Genomic DNA, 17,124 nt, shown 5'->3' on the forward strand with positions numbered 1-17,124 from the left:
TAGAAAGACCTGTCATGCTGAAACCTGTTGAAGCATCTAAAAAATAGGTGCCAATAAAGATAGATGAAATACAAAGCCAATGTAAACTTCTAGATTCTTCCTCTCGTCAGAAAGACAAAAAAAAGAAAGGACAAAAAATAGAAGTACAAAAGGATACTGCTATGCTTATAAATATTTATTTTTAACCATTCACTTTTGTGTTTCTAGACGATACTTTATACTTTTAGGCTATGCGCGCAGTAATACAAAGAGTAACACAGGCATCATGTACGGTAGATGATGTTATAACAGGGCAGATAGAAAATGGATTACTTATTCTATTAGGTATCGAAGAGGATGACAGTACCATAGACATGGAATGGATGGCCCAGAAATTCGTCAACTTACGTATCTTTTCAGATGAGCAGGGATTAATGAATAAATCAATACAGGATATAAATGGCAATATTCTATTAATATCTCAATTTACGTTGTATGCACAAACGAAAAAAGGAAATCGTCCTTCCTATATACGTGCCGCAAAACCTCCTATTGCAAAACCTATGTACGAAGCCATGGCTAAGCAATTAAGTGATTTACTACAGAAAGAGGTACAATTAGGTATTTTTGGAGCAGACATGAAAATCAGCTTATTAAATGATGGTCCCGTAACAATCATGATGAATAGCAAAGACAAAGATAATTATTAGAACTTCAAAGATGACTAGATGGTTCTTCTCCCTCCTTTTATTGGTTTCCTTTTCAGGATTTTCCCAGCAAAACGAAATAGAAAAAAGTAAGAACAAGTTCAACCAATTTATCGATGTACATGGCGGCCATGTAAAAACCAAGCATACACATTTACATTACCTGCAATGGGGCTGTACAAACCAGAAAACACTGATTTGGTTACATGGTAGCTTGAGCAATGCCTTCGAAATAGAGCCTTTTGCGAAAGATATCATCAAATTAGGGTATCGTATTATTGCTATTGATTATTATGGTCATGGAAGTACGAAGATCCCTGCGGATAAATTTTCTGCTACAGATCTTTTACAGGATATCAACACCTTATTAGATAGCTTACATATTCCAACATGTACGGTAGGTGGATTTTCAAGAGGTGCCTATTTAGCTACTATGTTTTATAACAAGTACCCACAAAAAGTAGATGCTCTAATCCTTGAGGATGGTGGAGTAAGTCCATTTTTAGAACATTTCACCACATTATCATCTGAACAGTTAAAAACAAAAGTTGATGAAGAAATCCAAAATCGTCCAGCAGAACTTTTTGAGGAATATGACCACGAGGAAGAGGCTTATTGTGCATTAGAGCCTTACGGCGAAACAAATAAAAATCAACGCTATAAGAATTTTTCTTTTATAAGGTTTAACAAGGGCAAATATGTTATCTATAAAGACATCGATAAGCTATATGGACTAGATAGTTATGAAAATATATCACTTTTAACAAAAGGCAAATTATTCTCAAATCCCTTTGCCAACGAATTGATGTTATTTCCATATTATGATATTATTGCTACGACTACAGTCCCTACTTTACTATTAGAAGCATCTTCAAAAAATGATCCTTTCCCAAATACATCCTATTACCTAAATTTGAAACGCACAAATAACAATATTACATACAACACGTTTGCTAAATCAGACCATACTATTCATCACGAAGAGCCTAGAAAGTTTATAAAAGCATTAACAAAATTTCTCAAATACAATGACAATTAAAGAAGCACAAGAGATCGTTGATAAATGGATCACCACGACAGGAGTTCGTTACTTCAATGAGTTGACCAATACCGCTATGCTCATGGAAGAAGTTGGAGAGGTAGCACGTATAATGGCTAGACAATATGGAGAGCAATCTTTTAAGAAATCAGATACCGAAGTAAACCTAGCCGACGAGATGGCAGATGTACTATTTGTGCTGATATGCTTAGCCAACCAAACAGGTATTGACCTTACTGAAGCTTTAGCGAAAAACCTAGAGAAAAAAAATATTAGAGACGCCGAACGACACAAAAATAACGACAAGTTGAAATAGATTATTCTATTTCAACTTGATTTCAGCATACAGCGGCAAGTGATCGGATTCTGTATTTGCTTTCGGTAACACATGATACTTCAGCCAAGTAAACTTAGTATTTTTAGTTACCATAATATAATCGATCTCCTCAGTTGGTTTTGTATTAGGAAATGTAGGGCTATTATTTTTAGTATTACGGTCAAAAACATTTTCTAAAATTTTAATCGCTTCAGCATCCGGCTTAGCATTTAGATCACCTACTAAAATCAAAGGCCTGCTATACAAATCGCCCAGCTCATTGATAAATTCTGCCTGCGCTATTCTATTCGTAGGCTTTAGATCTAGGTGTGTATTAGCTACCGAAAAAGACTTACCGTCGGGCAATTCAATATCAACGATTGCTAAAGATCGTACTTCACTAGGATCTGGATTGGGCAGATCATACCTACGCTTTCCTATTATCTTATGCTTGGTAAGGATAACAGTACCATAATACCCCTTTTCCAAATTTATACCTTTAGAGAAAAAGAAATCCATATTTGTCAATTCTGCCAATCGCTTAGCTTGATTAATATTTCCCGAACGCGAGACATTGATATCCACTTCTTGAATACCAACAACATCCGCATCCGCCTCTATAATAACTTTGGCAATAGCCTCCAAGTCAATAACCCCTTTTTGAGCAGGAGGATTACCATGATGAATATTGTACGTTAATACTTTTAGCGTCTGTGCTTGGGCTAAATAAGTATTAAAAAAAATGATAAGTAAGATGAAAAAACGCATATAGAATTATTTATTGTCTGAATATAACTATATTTAGTGTCAAAAAAACAATCTTTCCCTTAATATGAAAAAAAACTGGTTTATACTGATCATTGCTTTTATCAGTTTCAGCTGTGCAACACACAAAAACAACCAAACTAACCAACAACAAGAATATAAAAATGGTGCTGTCGTAACAGCTCACCCTTTAGCTTCTGACGTAGGCGTTACTATTCTAAAAAAAGGCGGCAACGCCGTTGATGCTGCTATAGCCGTAAAATTTGCTTTAGCGGTAGTATATCCCAATGCAGGAAATCTTGGCGGTGGAGGTTTCCTAGTATATAGAGGGAAATCTGGAGAAATTGCTTCCTTAGATTTTCGTGAAAAAGCTCCAAAAGCAGCCTTTAAAGATATGTATCTTGATAAAGAGGGCAACCCTATTACCGACTTAAGTCTTTATGGTCAATTGGCAGCAGGAGTTCCCGGAACTGTAGCGGGGATGGAAGAAGCATATAAAAAATATGCTACTTTACCATGGGATGTTTTAGTGCAGCCGGCTATCGAATTAGCTTCCAAAGGATTTGCTATAACCGCAAAACAAGCAGGTGAATTCAACGAATATCAAGCAGATTTCAAAAAATTCAATCCCAATGGCGCAGCTATTATTCGTAATGAAAAATGGAATGAAGGAGATATTTTTAAACAAGAAGAACTAGCAAATACCCTACGTCGTATTGCTGCAAAAGGAAGAGATGGCTTCTATAAAGGAGCGACAGCAGACCTTATCGTGGCAGAGATGAAAAAAGGCAACGGTATTATCACACACAAAGATTTGGAAGACTATAAAGCAATTTGGAGAAATCCTATTGTCGGTTACTATAAAGGCTACAAAGTGATCTCTATGCCTCCTCCATCTAGTGGTGGTATTGCTTTAATGGCATTATTACAATCTGTAGAAAATTATCCTTTAAAAAAATGGGGATTTCAATCTGACAGCACTATTAGAGCAATGGTAGAAGCCGAAAGACGTATTTATGCAGATCGCGCTACGCATATGGGCGATCCTGACTTCTATCGTGTCCCTGTAGACCAGCTGATAGATGCTAAATTCAACCAAGATAGAATGTCTAAAGTATCACTTGCCAAAGCTACAAATAGTGACGACGTGAAAGCGACTAAATTTCCGGGCTACGAATCCGAAGAAACAACACATTTTAGTATCGTTGACAAAGATGGCAATGCGGTTTCATTAACGACAACCATCAATGGATCATATGGTTCATATGTATGGGTTGATGGTGCAGGATTCTTATTAAACAATGAGATGGATGATTTTTCGGTTAAACCAGGATCTCCAAATATGTACGGGCTATTAGGCGGTAAAGCAAATGCTATTGAGCCAAACAAGCGCATGCTTTCTGCCATGACACCTACCATCATTGAAAAAGATGGCAACTTAAAAATGGTAGTAGGTACCCCTGGAGGATCTACTATTATTACTTCTGTATTTCAAACGATACTAAACGTATTAGAATTTGATATGACAGCCCAAGAATCTGTCAGTGCATCCCGTTTTCACCATCAATGGAAACCTGACCGCATCGACGTAGAAGCCAAAGCTATAGACGAAAACACACGCAAAAGTTTAGAAAAAGACGGCTATACAATCCGTAAAAGAGGAAATATAGGTCGTGTAGAAAATATTGTGGTTCTCCCAAATGGAAAACTACAAGCAGGTGCTGACCACCGTGGTGACGACACCGCCAAAGGTTATTAGGTAACAGTATAACCACCGATCATAAAGCCAGATTTATAAATTATAAATCTGGCTTTATCTTTAGCAGTAAACTGAATAATAAAGCTTATTAATACCTTATCAATCAATTATCAATACCATTTAGTAAAATACAGCCTTATTTTCATGGATACATATATGCAGCCATTCTATATTTTGCAATACCCACAGCTATAGCAGCAACTACAAAATAAAACAAAAGAGATAAAAAATATCCTAAAAAGATACAAAATTAACTAACTTAGCTATTATTAGAAACATATCGTCGATTTGGAGTCGATGAAAATTATTATAATTCTATTATAATACTAAAGAAATGATAAAAACTATTCAAAGAATTTCATTAATTGCGCTACTACTATTACCTATATCACAGGTCTGCGCACAACAAAAAGCATATAAATGGGAAAAAGCCACAGAATCTGGATATAGCTATCAATATGTGAGCAACGACCCTACTCACTCCCGCTTTTATATCCTTAAGAACGGCTTAACCGTGATTCTGAGTCCGAATAAAAAAGAACCACGTATACAAACTTACATCGCAACTAAAGCAGGTAGTAAAACTGACCCTAAAGATCACACAGGCTTAGCCCACTATCTAGAGCATATGCTATTTAAAGGTACAGATAAGTTAGGCACTTTAGACTGGGCGAAAGAAAAACCATTATTGGATCAAATAGATAATTTGTATGACAAGTATAATTCCAGCAATGATGAAAAAGAGCGTAAATCTATATACAAAGAAATAGATAAAGTATCTGGAGAGGCTGCAAAATATGCGATAGCAAACGAATACGACAAAGTAATGGGGAATATGGGTAGCGAAGGTAGCAATGCCTTTACATCCTTCGAACAAACCGTTTATATTGAAGATATTCCTAATAATGTACTGGACAAATTTTTAACCGTACAAGCGGAAAGATTTAGAAATCCTATTTTACGTTTGTTCCATACCGAGCTAGAATCTGTATATGAAGAGAAAAACATCGGCTTGGATAATGATAATAGAAAAGCTATTGAAGCCATGTTTGAGGCCATGTTTCCAAACAATAATTATGGAAAGCAAACCGTGATCGGCACTATAGAGCATTTAAAAAATCCATCATTAAAAGCTATTCGCGAATATTACAACACCTATTATGTCCCCAATAACATGGGTATCATCATGTCAGGAGACTTTGATCCAAATGTAGTGATCAAAAAAATTGATGCTGCATTTTCATACATGCAATCAAAACCAATTCCTGCATATACATTTGATTTAGAAAAGCCTATTACTACACATATTAATAGGGAAGTCAAAGGTCAAGACTCAGAGTATTTATTCCTAGGATTTAGATTTCCTGGCGCAATAAATAAAGACGCTAAAATGCTCAGTCTCTTAGGTAATATGTTAACCAATGGCTCCGCAGGTTTAATAGACTTAAATTTGGTAAAATCACAAAAGTTACTTGGTGCAGGTGCTTTCCCTTATGTATTAAAGGATTATTCGATACTTATCTTACAAGGAAGGCCTTCCCAAGGACAGACATTGACAGATGTAAAGAATCTATTATTAGGGGAATTAGAAAAATTGCGTAAGGGTGATTTTTCGGAAGATTTAATCACCTCAATTGTAAATAATGAACGCAAGGGGCAAATAATACGTAATGACAATTACAAATATCGTGCGGATGAATTGATGAGTGCATTTACTTCAGAGCTAGATTGGGCAAATGAATTAAGTAATACGGAATGGTTAGCAACAATTACGAAAAAAGACATCGTTGAATTTGCCAACAAATACCTTAATAATCAAAACTATGTCGCTGTTTACAAACGTCAAGGGCAGGATGAAAATGTCGTAAAAGTTGAAAAACCTGAAATAACGCCAATTTCGGTAAATTTTGATGCTGAGTCGGATTTTCTTACTCAGGTCAATGAAATGCCTGAAGCCTCTATTGAACCGATGTGGGTAAACTATACAGAGGATATTCAAAAAGCAAAACTTAAAGGACTGAATATCTTAGCTGTAGAAAATAAAGAAAACGAATTATTTAGCCTAATATATCGCTTTAATACGGGCAAATGGAATGATAAAAAATTAGGCTTGGCCGCGAGTTATCTGCAATACCTGGGCACTAAGAACAAAAGTAGCGAAGACTTTAGCAAGGATTTTTATAAGCTCGCTACTGATTTTAATATTTCCTCAGGAAATGAAGAAACAAATATTAATATCTCTGGCTTAAGCTCTAATTTTAAGCCATCTGTCAAATTATTACATGATTTAGTAAACAATTGCATTGTAGATGAAGAAGCATTTGAAGCCTATATCGACCGTTTAAAAAAATCGCGTAAGAATGCGAAGGAAAATAAGGATAGAATAATGGAAGGCTTACGTTCATATGCACGATATGGTGCTAATAATCCTTTTAATTATACCTTTACAGATGCTGAATTAGACAACCTTAAGGCACAAGATTTGGTGCAAGTATTGCACAATTTGGCAAATATGGAATATACTATTTTATACTTCGGACCTGAAAAAGTAGAAAAAATTGCCAAGACATTACCAACATTAAAAGTAAAAAATACGCCATACCTGAAAACATCATCAATCGTTGAATTTAAAGAGATTGAAACCCACAAGAATAAAGTACTTTTTGCGCCCTATAAAATGCAACAAGTTGAGATTTTCTGGTTAAAAAATTCAGGTTCATATGATGTCTCCATCACGCCAACGGTAGCGCTATTTAACAATTATTTTGGTGGAGGAATGGGGTCTATAGTTTTCCAAACAATACGTGAATCTAAAGCATTAGCGTATTCTACTTATGCCTATTTTAGTCAACCCACAAAAAAGGAAAATAAATATTTTATTGGTGCATATATAGGTACCCAGACAGATAAATTTAATGAAGCTACACAAGCTATGAATGAGCTTTTGAATACTTTACCTGAATCTGCGAATTCCTTTGAAACGTCAAAACAAAGCTTGTTAAAATCAATTGCTAGTGAACGTGTTATTAACACAGGAATTCTAAACAATTATATCGTAGCACAACGTTTAGGGAATACAACAGATATTCGTAAAAATACATTTGAACAAATACCGAATCTTACATTTAATGATTTGAAGAACTTTCATAAAAAAGAATTTAGTCAAAAGCCTTATGTTTACTGTATTGTCGGAGATGAGGAAAATCTGCGTAAAGAAAGTATGGAAAAACTTGGCGAATTTCAAAAATTAACCCTTGACCAAATATTTGGTTATTAAAAGTGGATGTATAATATACTGTTAACTAAAAAAGAGGCTGTCTTAAAAAGGGCAGCCTCTTTTTTAATTAGGGTATACCCTATTCTAAATACTTATCATCTATTTGCTTATTTGCTTTAGCTCCTAATGATTTTAGTACTTCAATCTTTCGAACGACATTACCTGGACCAGTAGACAACTTACGCATCGCATCTTCATGCTTCTCTGAAGCTTTGTCTAGATGGGTTTGAATATGTTGCATATCTTGCAAAAAGCCAACAAATTTATCATATAGTGCTCCTGCTTCACGAGCGATTTCCAATACATTACGGTTTTGTCTTTCTTGTTTCCATATCGCCGCTATTGTACGCAAAGTAGCCAATAATGTCGATGGACTGACGATAACTACGCGTCTGTCCCAAGCATCAGAGAAAATATCAGGTTTCTGCATTACAGCCAGACTTAATGCCGATTCAATAGGCATAAATAGCAACACAAAATCTGGTGAATGTATACCATAGAGATTTTGATAATTTTTAGCAGACAATTCCTTCACGTGATTTTCGACAGATAGGATATGCTGTTTCAAATATAAAGCACGCTCCTCTTCATTGTCAGAATTAACGACTTTCTCATAAGCGACTAAAGACACTTTGGAATCAACAATCAATTGCTTATCATCAGGCAGATCGATGATCGCATCAGGCTGCAAACGACGACCTTGATCATCCAACATAGAAACCTGCAAGCGGTATTCTTGGTCTTTGGTCAATCCCGAGCGCTCGAGTACACGTTCCAATATCACCTCACCCCAATTGCCTTGTTTCTTAGAATCCCCTTTCAACGCCTTTGAGAGATTATTAGCTTCATTTTTTATCTCTACGCTCTGCGCCATTAGTTGTTCGACCACTCCTTTTAACACATTACGCTCCGCGGCTTCTTGAGAATAAGTCTTTTCCACTTTATCCTCAAAGCTTTTAATCCTATCTTTCAAAGGGTCCAATATTAGCCCCATATTCTGCTGATTAAGCGCTGTAAATTTTTGTGCTTTCTCGTCTAATATTTTGTTAGCGAGCACTTGAAATTCAGTGTTAAATTGAGATTTAATAGCTACAATTTCTTGCTTTTGATCTTGAAATTTCTCCTGTTGTGCTTGCAAATAAGCATTCGTTCCTTCTAGTGTTCTCTCCAGTGCAGAGCGTTCATTACGCTCCTTCTCCAAAAGTACTTTCAGTGTTGCATTTTCATTAGATACAATTTGAACTTGTTGCTCCAACTTGGCAACAGACAATTCTTGTTGCTGTTTTTCATTTTGCAATAGATTAAATCTATCCATAGGGATAGCCTGTCCATTCTTCCAAAACAAAAAGATACAAACAACGAATAGAATGATGATGATTCCTATTAATAAATATTCCATATTTTTTTTAACAAAAAATGGTCTTTTAAGACCATTTGATTATTGTAATTTCTGATGTGTTCTCCACCACAAATCAGGCATTTCACCATTTACAGCCATCTGATAATCTTCATAACGGCAAGGCACTAAATAGTATCTTTCGTTGACCGATCTTGTCCCAAAATAAGGGACCTGCATCCACCAACGATCAGACTTTTTGCTCTTCACAAACACCACCTCATGCTCTTCGTTTTCCAAAGGCGTACGATAGATGATATAAGAAGATTTTGGATACAGTGGCGTATCTTGCTTTCGGTTATAATAACCATCTACAAAACACCATATCATCTGCGAAACTAACATCGCAGTATGTCCTAGTGGATCAAAGGTAGGGTTGAATTCATAAAAACCTACAGAAGAGCACTTGTCGGACATCCCAGCATATCGCGCCAGTTGACAAGCCTCGTTGCCATAAAGACCATTAGGCACAGCGTTAGCATTACCTATCGCTTCGGACGCTCGGATTGCAGTTACATCAAAACTAACCATATCAGCAGCACGTAGTACCGGTTCAGCATGGTCCAATTTACCAGAAATAGATCCCAAACGCTGCATTGTAAAAAACAATTTATCGTACATATTGATAGATTCCTTACTTACTAAATACGTTTGAAAAGCTACATTACTTAGATTAAACAAATAATCAGGCTGATGCAGAATAATTTTATTTAAATAGGTTTGTGAATTTAATGGGCTATCTTCAGCATTTGCTTGATCTAAATCAAACTTAGCATCAATCACTGCCACCTCTACTTTTTGATCTAAATGTTCATAAGCTAAATATTGTGCATACGTCAGATCATGTCCCCCACCGATTATTATAGGCAATATATCATGCTTGAGCAAATCTTCAATTATTAATCGTATAGCAGCATAGGTATCATTGATTGTATCACCAGGTTTAACATTTCCTAAATCCGTGATTTTGATATCATAATCCCCTTGATACAATTCATAGAAATGTTTACGGATTTCATTAGGGCCTTTAGCACAGCCGTTATTTCCTACTGATGCACGATCCTCCTCGACTCCTATTATTACGAGGTCTGGTTTTTTTGTATCCAAATATAAATCAGGAAATTCATCAACATACGACACAATTACTTTTCCTAACTGCGAATTAAGGTATTCTTCTCTATTAGGGATAGGTGAAAAAAAATCTGCTAAAGACATATTTTAATGGATATTTTTGTATGCATTGAACCTTATCTACTAAGGTAAAAAAGTATAATACAAATATGCATTATTTTGGCTAGTATTTAAATTTATAAGATGAATTGGCTCTCTAACAAAATAGCTATTTACTGCAGACCTCTATATTTCATATTAAGAAATTAAATTTTAAAAAATTGGCTAAATAATAATTTATTAACAACAAGTTACTTTACCTCATATCTATTATCCTATATTTTTTGTAGATTAATAAAAACAATCTATCTCATTTCAGCGTATTAATTATAAATCTACTATGAATACGAAAAACAAACTGTTTCTAATTATAGAATCAATGAGGTTTCCTCTAGCTTTTCTTGTCGTTATAGCACATATGTTACCGTTTACAAATGTCCAAATAGAACCAAACTTATCCATAGAAAACATATATATATTTATATCAGAAATGATCTCACATAATTTTGCTAAGATACCAGTAAGATTATTCTTCATTATTTCTGGCTTTTTTTTCTTCCTTAATTTAGACAAGCTCAGTCCAAGTAGTTACAAGGAAAAATTATCTAAAAAATTACGCTATTTAGTCGTTCCTTATATCTCATGGAATGCTATTATGATTGCAGCAATATGTATTGTAAACTATATAGGAGCATTATTATTTGCGAGACCACAAAATGAACTTCCTACTTTGTATGATTCTTTTTGGGGAGGTCCAATAAATTTTCCTTTATGGTATATAAGAAATTTAATCGTCATTATTATTTTATCACCTGTAATATATTATTTCATCAAATACACCAAAATATATGGCTTAATAGCATTGTATATATTCTATGTATTATTTCACAACAATTACTCTAATGTTATTGAGATTACTACTGTATTATTTTTTTCTATCGGCGCTTATATTGGGCTGAATAATATTGACATTATAGCTATTGCCGATAAGCACAAAAAAGTGATGGCGATTGTTAGTGTTATTTTATTACTAACAGCAACCCTAAATAGTGGAAAACCTACACATGAATACATATTCCGCTTATTTATTATTCCTGGTATTATAACACTATTCAATCTTTTCAACTACCTATTTAAGAATCAAAAAATTAGAGGTTTCCTATTTAAATTTGCACCTACGTCGTTTTTTATTTATGTGGCACATGAGATATTTATTATAAATTGGATTAAAGGAGCAATACATCGGTATTCCATACTTTCTACAGGCATAGGTAAAATAATTAGTTATTTTGTCGGCCCTATTATATGTGTGATAATATGTGTTATATTATTCAATATTCTAAATCGAATAATGCCTAAAACGTTGGATTTTATTACCGGAAAAAGAGCACGATCACCTAAACAAACAGCGAGTATATCTGCTATAATTAGCGAAAATGACGAAGGCATAACGATCTCAAAGAATACAAACGTTTAGCTATCTCCCAGTTTCAGGAGATAATTTGATTAAAATCGTATACATATATTAATTTTTATTACCATATATCCATATACTTAAGAAGGACCAATAGGTCTTTCAAATAATACTAAATCAGCTCATTTTAGCCATATAAATGATTTGCATACCACACCTCAATACTCTATCTTTGAAAGTATATATTATCAACAATAAAATAAACAAGTGATATTAGTTACTGGAGGTACAGGTTTTTTAGGCTCAACTTTAATTAAGAAATTAATCAACAGTGGTGTAGTGGTTACTGCTACTAAAAGAGAATCCTCTGTCATTCCAGAAGAATTAACAAATTCAGCTCTTATAAAATGGGTAAATGCTGATGTGACAGACTACTTTACTTTATCGGATTTATTTGATAATATCACCGAAGTATATCATTGTGCAGCACAGATATCTTACCAAAAAGGTAATGCTACACAAATGAACAATATCAATATTGAGGGTACAAAAAATATAGTAAATCTTTGTATAGAGCATCATGCTCGTTTGTTATATGTAAGTTCTATTGCAGCATTAGGCACCAATAAACTAAACAAACCTGTCAGTGAAACGGATAAGTGGGAATATAATAAAAAAATATCCAACTATTCTACTTCCAAATATAAAGGAGAGCTCGAGGTATGGCGCGGTATAATAGAAGGATTAGACGCTGTCATCGTTAATCCATCCTTGATAATGGGTGCTAGCGCTGGCAAGAATGGATCTGGTGTAGTCTTTGATTTAGTAAATAAAGGCCTCCCGATTTATACGCCGGGATCAATCGGTATTGTCGATGTAGAAGATGTGGCAGATGCAATGATCATCCTTATGAATCGCAAAGATATTCGCAGTGAGCGTTTTATCCTGAATAGTGAAAATATAAGTAATAAAGCCTTACTAGAAAAAATAGCTGGTCTTTTAAATAAAAAAGCGCCAAAGATTGAGGCTACTCCATTTATATTAAGCATAGCGTGGAGATTAGCAAAAGTTGCTTCCTTATTTACAGGAAAACAACCTACACTGACAAAAGAATCATCTAGAGCAGCTGCAAGCAAATTAAAATTTACGAACGTAAAACTTTTAAATACAATTGACTTTCGCTTCAAGCCACTAGATCAGACCTTAAAAGAAATAGCACTTACTTACACAAAAAACATATAAATCAACAAACTAAACACCGTGAAAAACTATTATATCATTGATTTCGATAGTACTTTTACACAAGTAGAAGCTTTAGATGAATTGGCACGTATTTCTTTGGAAGGACATCCTGATCAAGAAAAAGTATACAAAGAGATTGAGAACTACACCAACCTAGCGATGGAAGGAAAGATTTCTTTCCGAGAAAGTCTAGCTGGACGTATTTCATTATTGAAGGCAAATAAAGAACACCTATCCAAACTAGTAAAACACCTAAAAAAGAAAGTTTCCAAATCTTTTGAGCGTAACAGAGAGTTCTTCAAACAAAATGAAGATACAGCATGGATTGTATCTGGAGGGTTTAAAGAGTTTATTACACCTGTAGTATCTCTTTATGGCATCAAAGAGGAGAATATATATGCCAATACGTTTACATTTGACGAAAATGGTTATATCAATGGTTATGACCAAGAAAACCCACTTTCTGATGAAGGAGGAAAGGTAAAACTATTGAAAGCATTAAATATACAAGGTAATATATACGGCATAGGTGATGGTTATTCTGATTTCCAATTAAAAGAATCTGGATTAATAGCAAAATTTTTCGCTTTCACAGAGAATATCTCTAGAAAAAGTGTTACCGAAAAAGCAGATCACGTAACGCCAAGCTTTGATGAGTTTTTGTATGTAAATAATTTACCTAGCGCTATCTCTTACCCTAAGAATAGAATATTGTGTTTGATTATTGGTGATGTCCCACAAATGTCAGCTCATATTTTGAAAAGAGATGGTTTCTCTATTCGTGTAAAGGAATCCTTTGAGGAGAAATATACCGAAGATGTAGGTATGTTATTATTAGGTGCTGATATCGAGATTTCTGATGAACAGTTAAGTAGAGCAGATAAATTAAAAACTATCGGATACTTGGGTGATATCAAAGGAAAAATAAGTAAGACAATTTGTAATGAAAAAGGAATTGTCGTATTTGATGATAAGAAAAATAAAGTCCACAATGTAGAGTTTATCCCACGTCGTATGGCAGATTTTATCAACAATGGCGATACCGATCAAAGTAGAAATTTTCCGAATTTGATGTTACCAAAAAAGATGAAAGGCCATCGTCTACTTCACATCCACAAGAATGTACCTGGTATATTAGCACGTATCAATAATGTATATGCCGAAAATAACATCAATATCCTATCACAATTTTTGATGACACGAGGCGACATAGGATACGCTGTAACCGACATTGACAGCAATTACGACAAAAAATTAATTAAGCAGCTAAAAGAGATTGATAATACCATCAAATTTAGAATCTTATACAAATAACTAAAGGGGCTGTAGTAACAGCCCTTTTACTTTGTTAGCCTGTTTGTTTTTTGTATTTTCAGCTTTCAAATTATTTGTATAATCAATGAAACCATATCTTCTAAGCCTATTATTTTATCTGTTTATCGTACCATCATCTGCTTCGATAAAAGAACCTGTTGATCCGAAAAAACCGAAAGACAATACCCATTGGGATCAGATTAAGAAATCGTTATATTTTTCTTTTGTAGATGCAGATTACAGCCTTTCCAAACACCATTATCCCGCTGCAAACCAAACCGCCGATACTTGGCAAGGTGAAGCATGGAAAAATGAAACTATTCATACACAACTAGCTTTCTGGAGTAACCTACCTGCATATAATGGTCAAGATATACAGCTCAAAGTATCCGATTTGAAATCTGGAAAATCAATCCTTCATAAAGAGAATATCACATTTACACCTATATCATATGTGTTGTCTGATGATCCTTCCAATTTAAAATCAGGTTGTGGCATCAGTATTATTTTAGATTCAACTTTGGTAGCAGATCGCATACAAAACACCAATAACTTCACTTATACCGCTTATGAAACGCGACCATTGTGGCTAAGTATTAAAATCCCTAGCGCAATTAAGGCAGGAATATATAAGGGCACGGTAGAACTTATAATCGGTAAAGGGAAGGGTAAAAAAGAACTATCATTACCTTATTCGGTTACTATTTCCAATAGAACACTTCCATTAGCTATGGATTGGGACTTCCACTTAGATCTTTGGCAAAACCCTTACTCTTCGGCACGATATTATGACGTAACTCCTTTTACAGCGGAGCATTTCAAACTTATTGAACCTCATATGCTACGTCTTGCTCATGCAGGGCAAAAAAACATTACAGCTTCGATCATCCATGACCCATGGAATAGCCAGACTTTTGATAAATACGGCAGTATGATTCAATGGACAAAAAAGAAAAACGGCACTTGGGAATATGATTACACGAATTTTGACAAATGGGTAGAATTCATGCATCATATCGGTATAGATAAATATATCAATTGTTACAGTATGATCCCATGGAACCTTTCCTTCTATTATTTTGACGAAGAGACGAATAAAACAGAGATATTAAAGGCAAGTCCAAATGAAGATATTTATAAAAACCATTGGCATCCATTCTTAAAGGATTTTGCACAACATCTAAAAGAGAAAGGCTGGTTTAATAAAACAACCATCGCGATGGACGAACGTCCAATGAAAGATATGCAAGCAGCCACTTCCATTATTAAAGCGGCTGACAAGGATTATAACATATCATTAGCTGGATATTATCATCCCGAACTTTCTGATGATATTATAGATTATTCTATACCCTTCCATGCAGATATGTCGTCGGATATTCTAGCATCGAGAAAAGCAAAAGGCTACAAAACTACAATGTACACCTGCTGTACAGAGATATTTCCCAATACCCTCACTAGTAGTGGCTATTACGAACCAATTTGGCTGATGTTAAATACCGTAGAAAGAGGATTTGATGGTTATTTGCGATGGTCATTTGATAACTGGAACAAATCACCATTTACAGATACGCGATTTGGTCCATTCTCCGCTGGAGATACGTATTTAGTATATCCTGACAACGAAACTAGTATTCGCTTTGAGAATATGATTGATGGAATCCAACAGATAGAAAAAATAAAAATATTACGTAAAGCATATGAAAACAACACAGATTCACTAAATACCCTGGAAAGTCATATCAAAAAATTTAGCAACAAGGAAGTTAAACGAGATTTAATACCAATTCAGGTAAAAAGTCTTAAAAAATCATTAAATTCACTTTAAAATACAACAAAATGAAAAAAATTATTTTATCAATAGCTACTGCTGGACTTCTTTTCTTAGGGACAGAAACAACCTCGGCACAGGTGAAACTACCTCAAGCTAGTAGTACACAATCGGTAACACAGGGTTTGGGTATTAAGACTATATCTTTGATTTACCAAAGACCTAATGTAAATGGACGTACAATTTTTGGCGGCTTAATTCCTTATAATGAAGTTTGGCGAACTGGAGCGAATAATATTCCGAGCATTACTTTTCAAGAAGAGGTAACCATCGAAGGAAATAAAGTTCCCGCGGGGACTTATGGTATATTCACAATACCCACAGCTACAAATTGGACGATTATTTTGAGTAAAAATGTTAACCAATGGGGAGCTTACCAATACAAGCAAGAAGAAGATTTCTTGAGATTTACCGTTCCTTCTCACAAGCTAAATGATAAAGTAGAGACATTTACTATGCAATTTGAAGATGTGACGACGAAATCTACAAAACTTACTCTAGCATGGGATAAGACAAAAGTAGGATTTACAATAGTTGCAGATCAATCTAAAGAGATATCGGCTAGCATCGAGCAAGCGATGACGACAGATAAAAAACCCTATTTCCAAGCAGCACAATATTACTACAACAATAATCTGGATAGTAAAAAAGCCGCAGAATGGATCAAAGCTGCTGATGAAGGAAATACCAAAGCAGCACATATAAAATACTGGAAGGCAAGAATTCTGACTAAAGCAGGCGATAAAGCAGGAGCTCAAAAGGCTGCTCAAGAAGGTATTGCAATGGCAAAAGAAGCTAACAATGCTGAATACGTAAAGTTGAATACTGAAGCACTTAATGCGGCTAAATAAACTATACTATCTATAGCCGAAAAGAGCTGATTCAAAATTGAATCAGCTCTTTTTTTTTAGCTCA

Annotated in this window: 13 protein-coding genes; 10 read left to right on the forward strand and 3 right to left on the reverse strand. The window is 34.7% G+C overall.

Annotated elements, in window-relative coordinates:
- The first annotated feature begins 230 nt into the window (after positions 1-230).
- The 3 genes from dtd to IP023_RS03780 are packed head-to-tail and all read left to right on the forward strand — an operon-like array spanning position 231 to position 2,041.
- Positions 231-689, forward strand: a complete 459-nt coding sequence (gene dtd, locus IP023_RS03770) for a D-aminoacyl-tRNA deacylase (protein WP_241788919.1) — start codon at positions 231-233, stop codon at positions 687-689.
- Between the two features lie 10 nt (positions 690-699).
- Complete coding sequence (locus tag IP023_RS03775) at positions 700-1,725, forward strand: alpha/beta fold hydrolase (RefSeq protein ID WP_241788920.1); 1,026 nt, start codon at positions 700-702, stop codon at positions 1,723-1,725.
- Positions 1,715-2,041: a nucleotide pyrophosphohydrolase gene (locus IP023_RS03780; RefSeq protein WP_241788921.1), complete on the forward strand. Its 327-nt coding sequence runs from the start codon at positions 1,715-1,717 to the stop codon at positions 2,039-2,041. Before IP023_RS03775 ends, IP023_RS03780 begins: the two co-directional genes overlap by 11 nt.
- 6 nt (positions 2,042-2,047) lie before the next feature.
- Here IP023_RS03780 and IP023_RS03785 read toward each other — a convergent pair whose 3' ends face one another.
- Positions 2,048-2,809, reverse strand: a complete 762-nt coding sequence (locus IP023_RS03785) for an endonuclease/exonuclease/phosphatase family protein (RefSeq protein WP_241788922.1) — start codon at positions 2,807-2,809, stop codon at positions 2,048-2,050.
- Between the two features lie 64 nt (positions 2,810-2,873).
- Between IP023_RS03785 and ggt the strand changes: the two genes are divergently transcribed.
- Together ggt and IP023_RS03795 are read left to right on the forward strand one after the other, a co-directional pair.
- Positions 2,874-4,565, forward strand: a complete 1,692-nt coding sequence (ggt, locus tag IP023_RS03790; RefSeq protein WP_241788923.1) for a gamma-glutamyltransferase — start codon at positions 2,874-2,876, stop codon at positions 4,563-4,565.
- Positions 4,566-4,899: 334 nt separating this feature from the next.
- The gene (locus tag IP023_RS03795) at positions 4,900-7,842 is read left to right on the forward strand and encodes a M16 family metallopeptidase (RefSeq protein WP_241788924.1); all 2,943 of its coding nucleotides are present in this window, start codon (positions 4,900-4,902) and stop codon (positions 7,840-7,842) included.
- Between the two features lie 79 nt (positions 7,843-7,921).
- On the opposite strand, the gene IP023_RS03800 is transcribed toward IP023_RS03795, so the two are convergent.
- Positions 7,922-9,241, reverse strand: coding sequence for a DNA recombination protein RmuC (locus IP023_RS03800; protein WP_241788925.1), 1,320 nt, complete (start codon positions 9,239-9,241; stop codon positions 7,922-7,924).
- Positions 9,242-9,280: 39 nt separating this feature from the next.
- Positions 9,281-10,453 (reverse strand): formimidoylglutamase, encoded by a 1,173-nt coding sequence (locus tag IP023_RS03805; RefSeq protein WP_241788926.1) that lies wholly within the window; start codon positions 10,451-10,453, stop codon positions 9,281-9,283.
- Between the two features lie 334 nt (positions 10,454-10,787).
- On the opposite strand from IP023_RS03805, the gene IP023_RS03810 reads away from it, so the two are divergent.
- From IP023_RS03810 to IP023_RS03830, 5 genes are all read left to right on the forward strand, one after another.
- Positions 10,788-11,885 carry an acyltransferase family protein gene (locus IP023_RS03810; protein ID WP_262914369.1) on the forward strand — a complete coding sequence of 366 codons (1,098 nt, stop codon included), beginning with the start codon at positions 10,788-10,790 and terminating at the stop codon, positions 11,883-11,885.
- A 204-nt stretch (positions 11,886-12,089) separates the two neighbouring features.
- The gene (locus IP023_RS03815) at positions 12,090-13,064 is read left to right on the forward strand and encodes an NAD-dependent epimerase/dehydratase family protein (protein WP_241788927.1); all 975 of its coding nucleotides are present in this window, start codon (positions 12,090-12,092) and stop codon (positions 13,062-13,064) included.
- An 18-nt stretch (positions 13,065-13,082) separates the two neighbouring features.
- Positions 13,083-14,378 carry an HAD-IB family phosphatase gene (locus IP023_RS03820; RefSeq protein WP_241788928.1) on the forward strand — a complete coding sequence of 432 codons (1,296 nt, stop codon included), beginning with the start codon at positions 13,083-13,085 and terminating at the stop codon, positions 14,376-14,378.
- An 85-nt stretch (positions 14,379-14,463) separates the two neighbouring features.
- Entirely contained in the window at positions 14,464-16,206 is a 1,743-nt protein-coding gene (locus IP023_RS03825; RefSeq protein ID WP_241788929.1) for a DUF4091 domain-containing protein, read from the forward strand.
- A gap of 11 nt (positions 16,207-16,217) precedes the next feature.
- Complete coding sequence (locus tag IP023_RS03830) at positions 16,218-17,060, forward strand: DUF2911 domain-containing protein (protein WP_241788930.1); 843 nt, start codon at positions 16,218-16,220, stop codon at positions 17,058-17,060.
- Positions 17,061-17,124: the final 64 nt, after the last annotated feature.

The organism is Sphingobacterium rhinopitheci (genome assembly GCF_022627575.1).
GTDB lineage: Bacteria > Bacteroidota > Bacteroidia > Sphingobacteriales > Sphingobacteriaceae > Sphingobacterium > Sphingobacterium rhinopitheci.

Bases quoted from the DNA above. Each gene is read 5' to 3' on its own strand.
- dtd (WP_241788919.1), top strand. From the start codon at position 231: ATGCGCGCAGTAATACAAAGAGTAACACAGGCATCATGTACGGTAGAT.
- IP023_RS03775 (WP_241788920.1), top strand. From the start codon at position 700: ATGACTAGATGGTTCTTCTCCCTCCTTTTATTGGTTTCCTTTTCAGGA.
- IP023_RS03780 (WP_241788921.1), top strand. From the start codon at position 1,715: ATGACAATTAAAGAAGCACAAGAGATCGTTGATAAATGGATCACCACG.
- IP023_RS03785 (WP_241788922.1), bottom strand. From the start codon at position 2,809: ATGCGTTTTTTCATCTTACTTATCATTTTTTTTAATACTTATTTAGCC.
- ggt (WP_241788923.1), top strand. From the start codon at position 2,874: ATGAAAAAAAACTGGTTTATACTGATCATTGCTTTTATCAGTTTCAGC.
- IP023_RS03795 (WP_241788924.1), top strand. From the start codon at position 4,900: ATGATAAAAACTATTCAAAGAATTTCATTAATTGCGCTACTACTATTA.
- IP023_RS03800 (WP_241788925.1), bottom strand. From the start codon at position 9,241: ATGGAATATTTATTAATAGGAATCATCATCATTCTATTCGTTGTTTGT.
- IP023_RS03805 (WP_241788926.1), bottom strand. From the start codon at position 10,453: ATGTCTTTAGCAGATTTTTTTTCACCTATCCCTAATAGAGAAGAATAC.
- IP023_RS03810 (WP_262914369.1), top strand. From the start codon at position 10,788: ATGAGGTTTCCTCTAGCTTTTCTTGTCGTTATAGCACATATGTTACCG.
- IP023_RS03825 (WP_241788929.1), top strand. From the start codon at position 14,464: ATGAAACCATATCTTCTAAGCCTATTATTTTATCTGTTTATCGTACCA.
- IP023_RS03830 (WP_241788930.1), top strand. From the start codon at position 16,218: ATGAAAAAAATTATTTTATCAATAGCTACTGCTGGACTTCTTTTCTTA.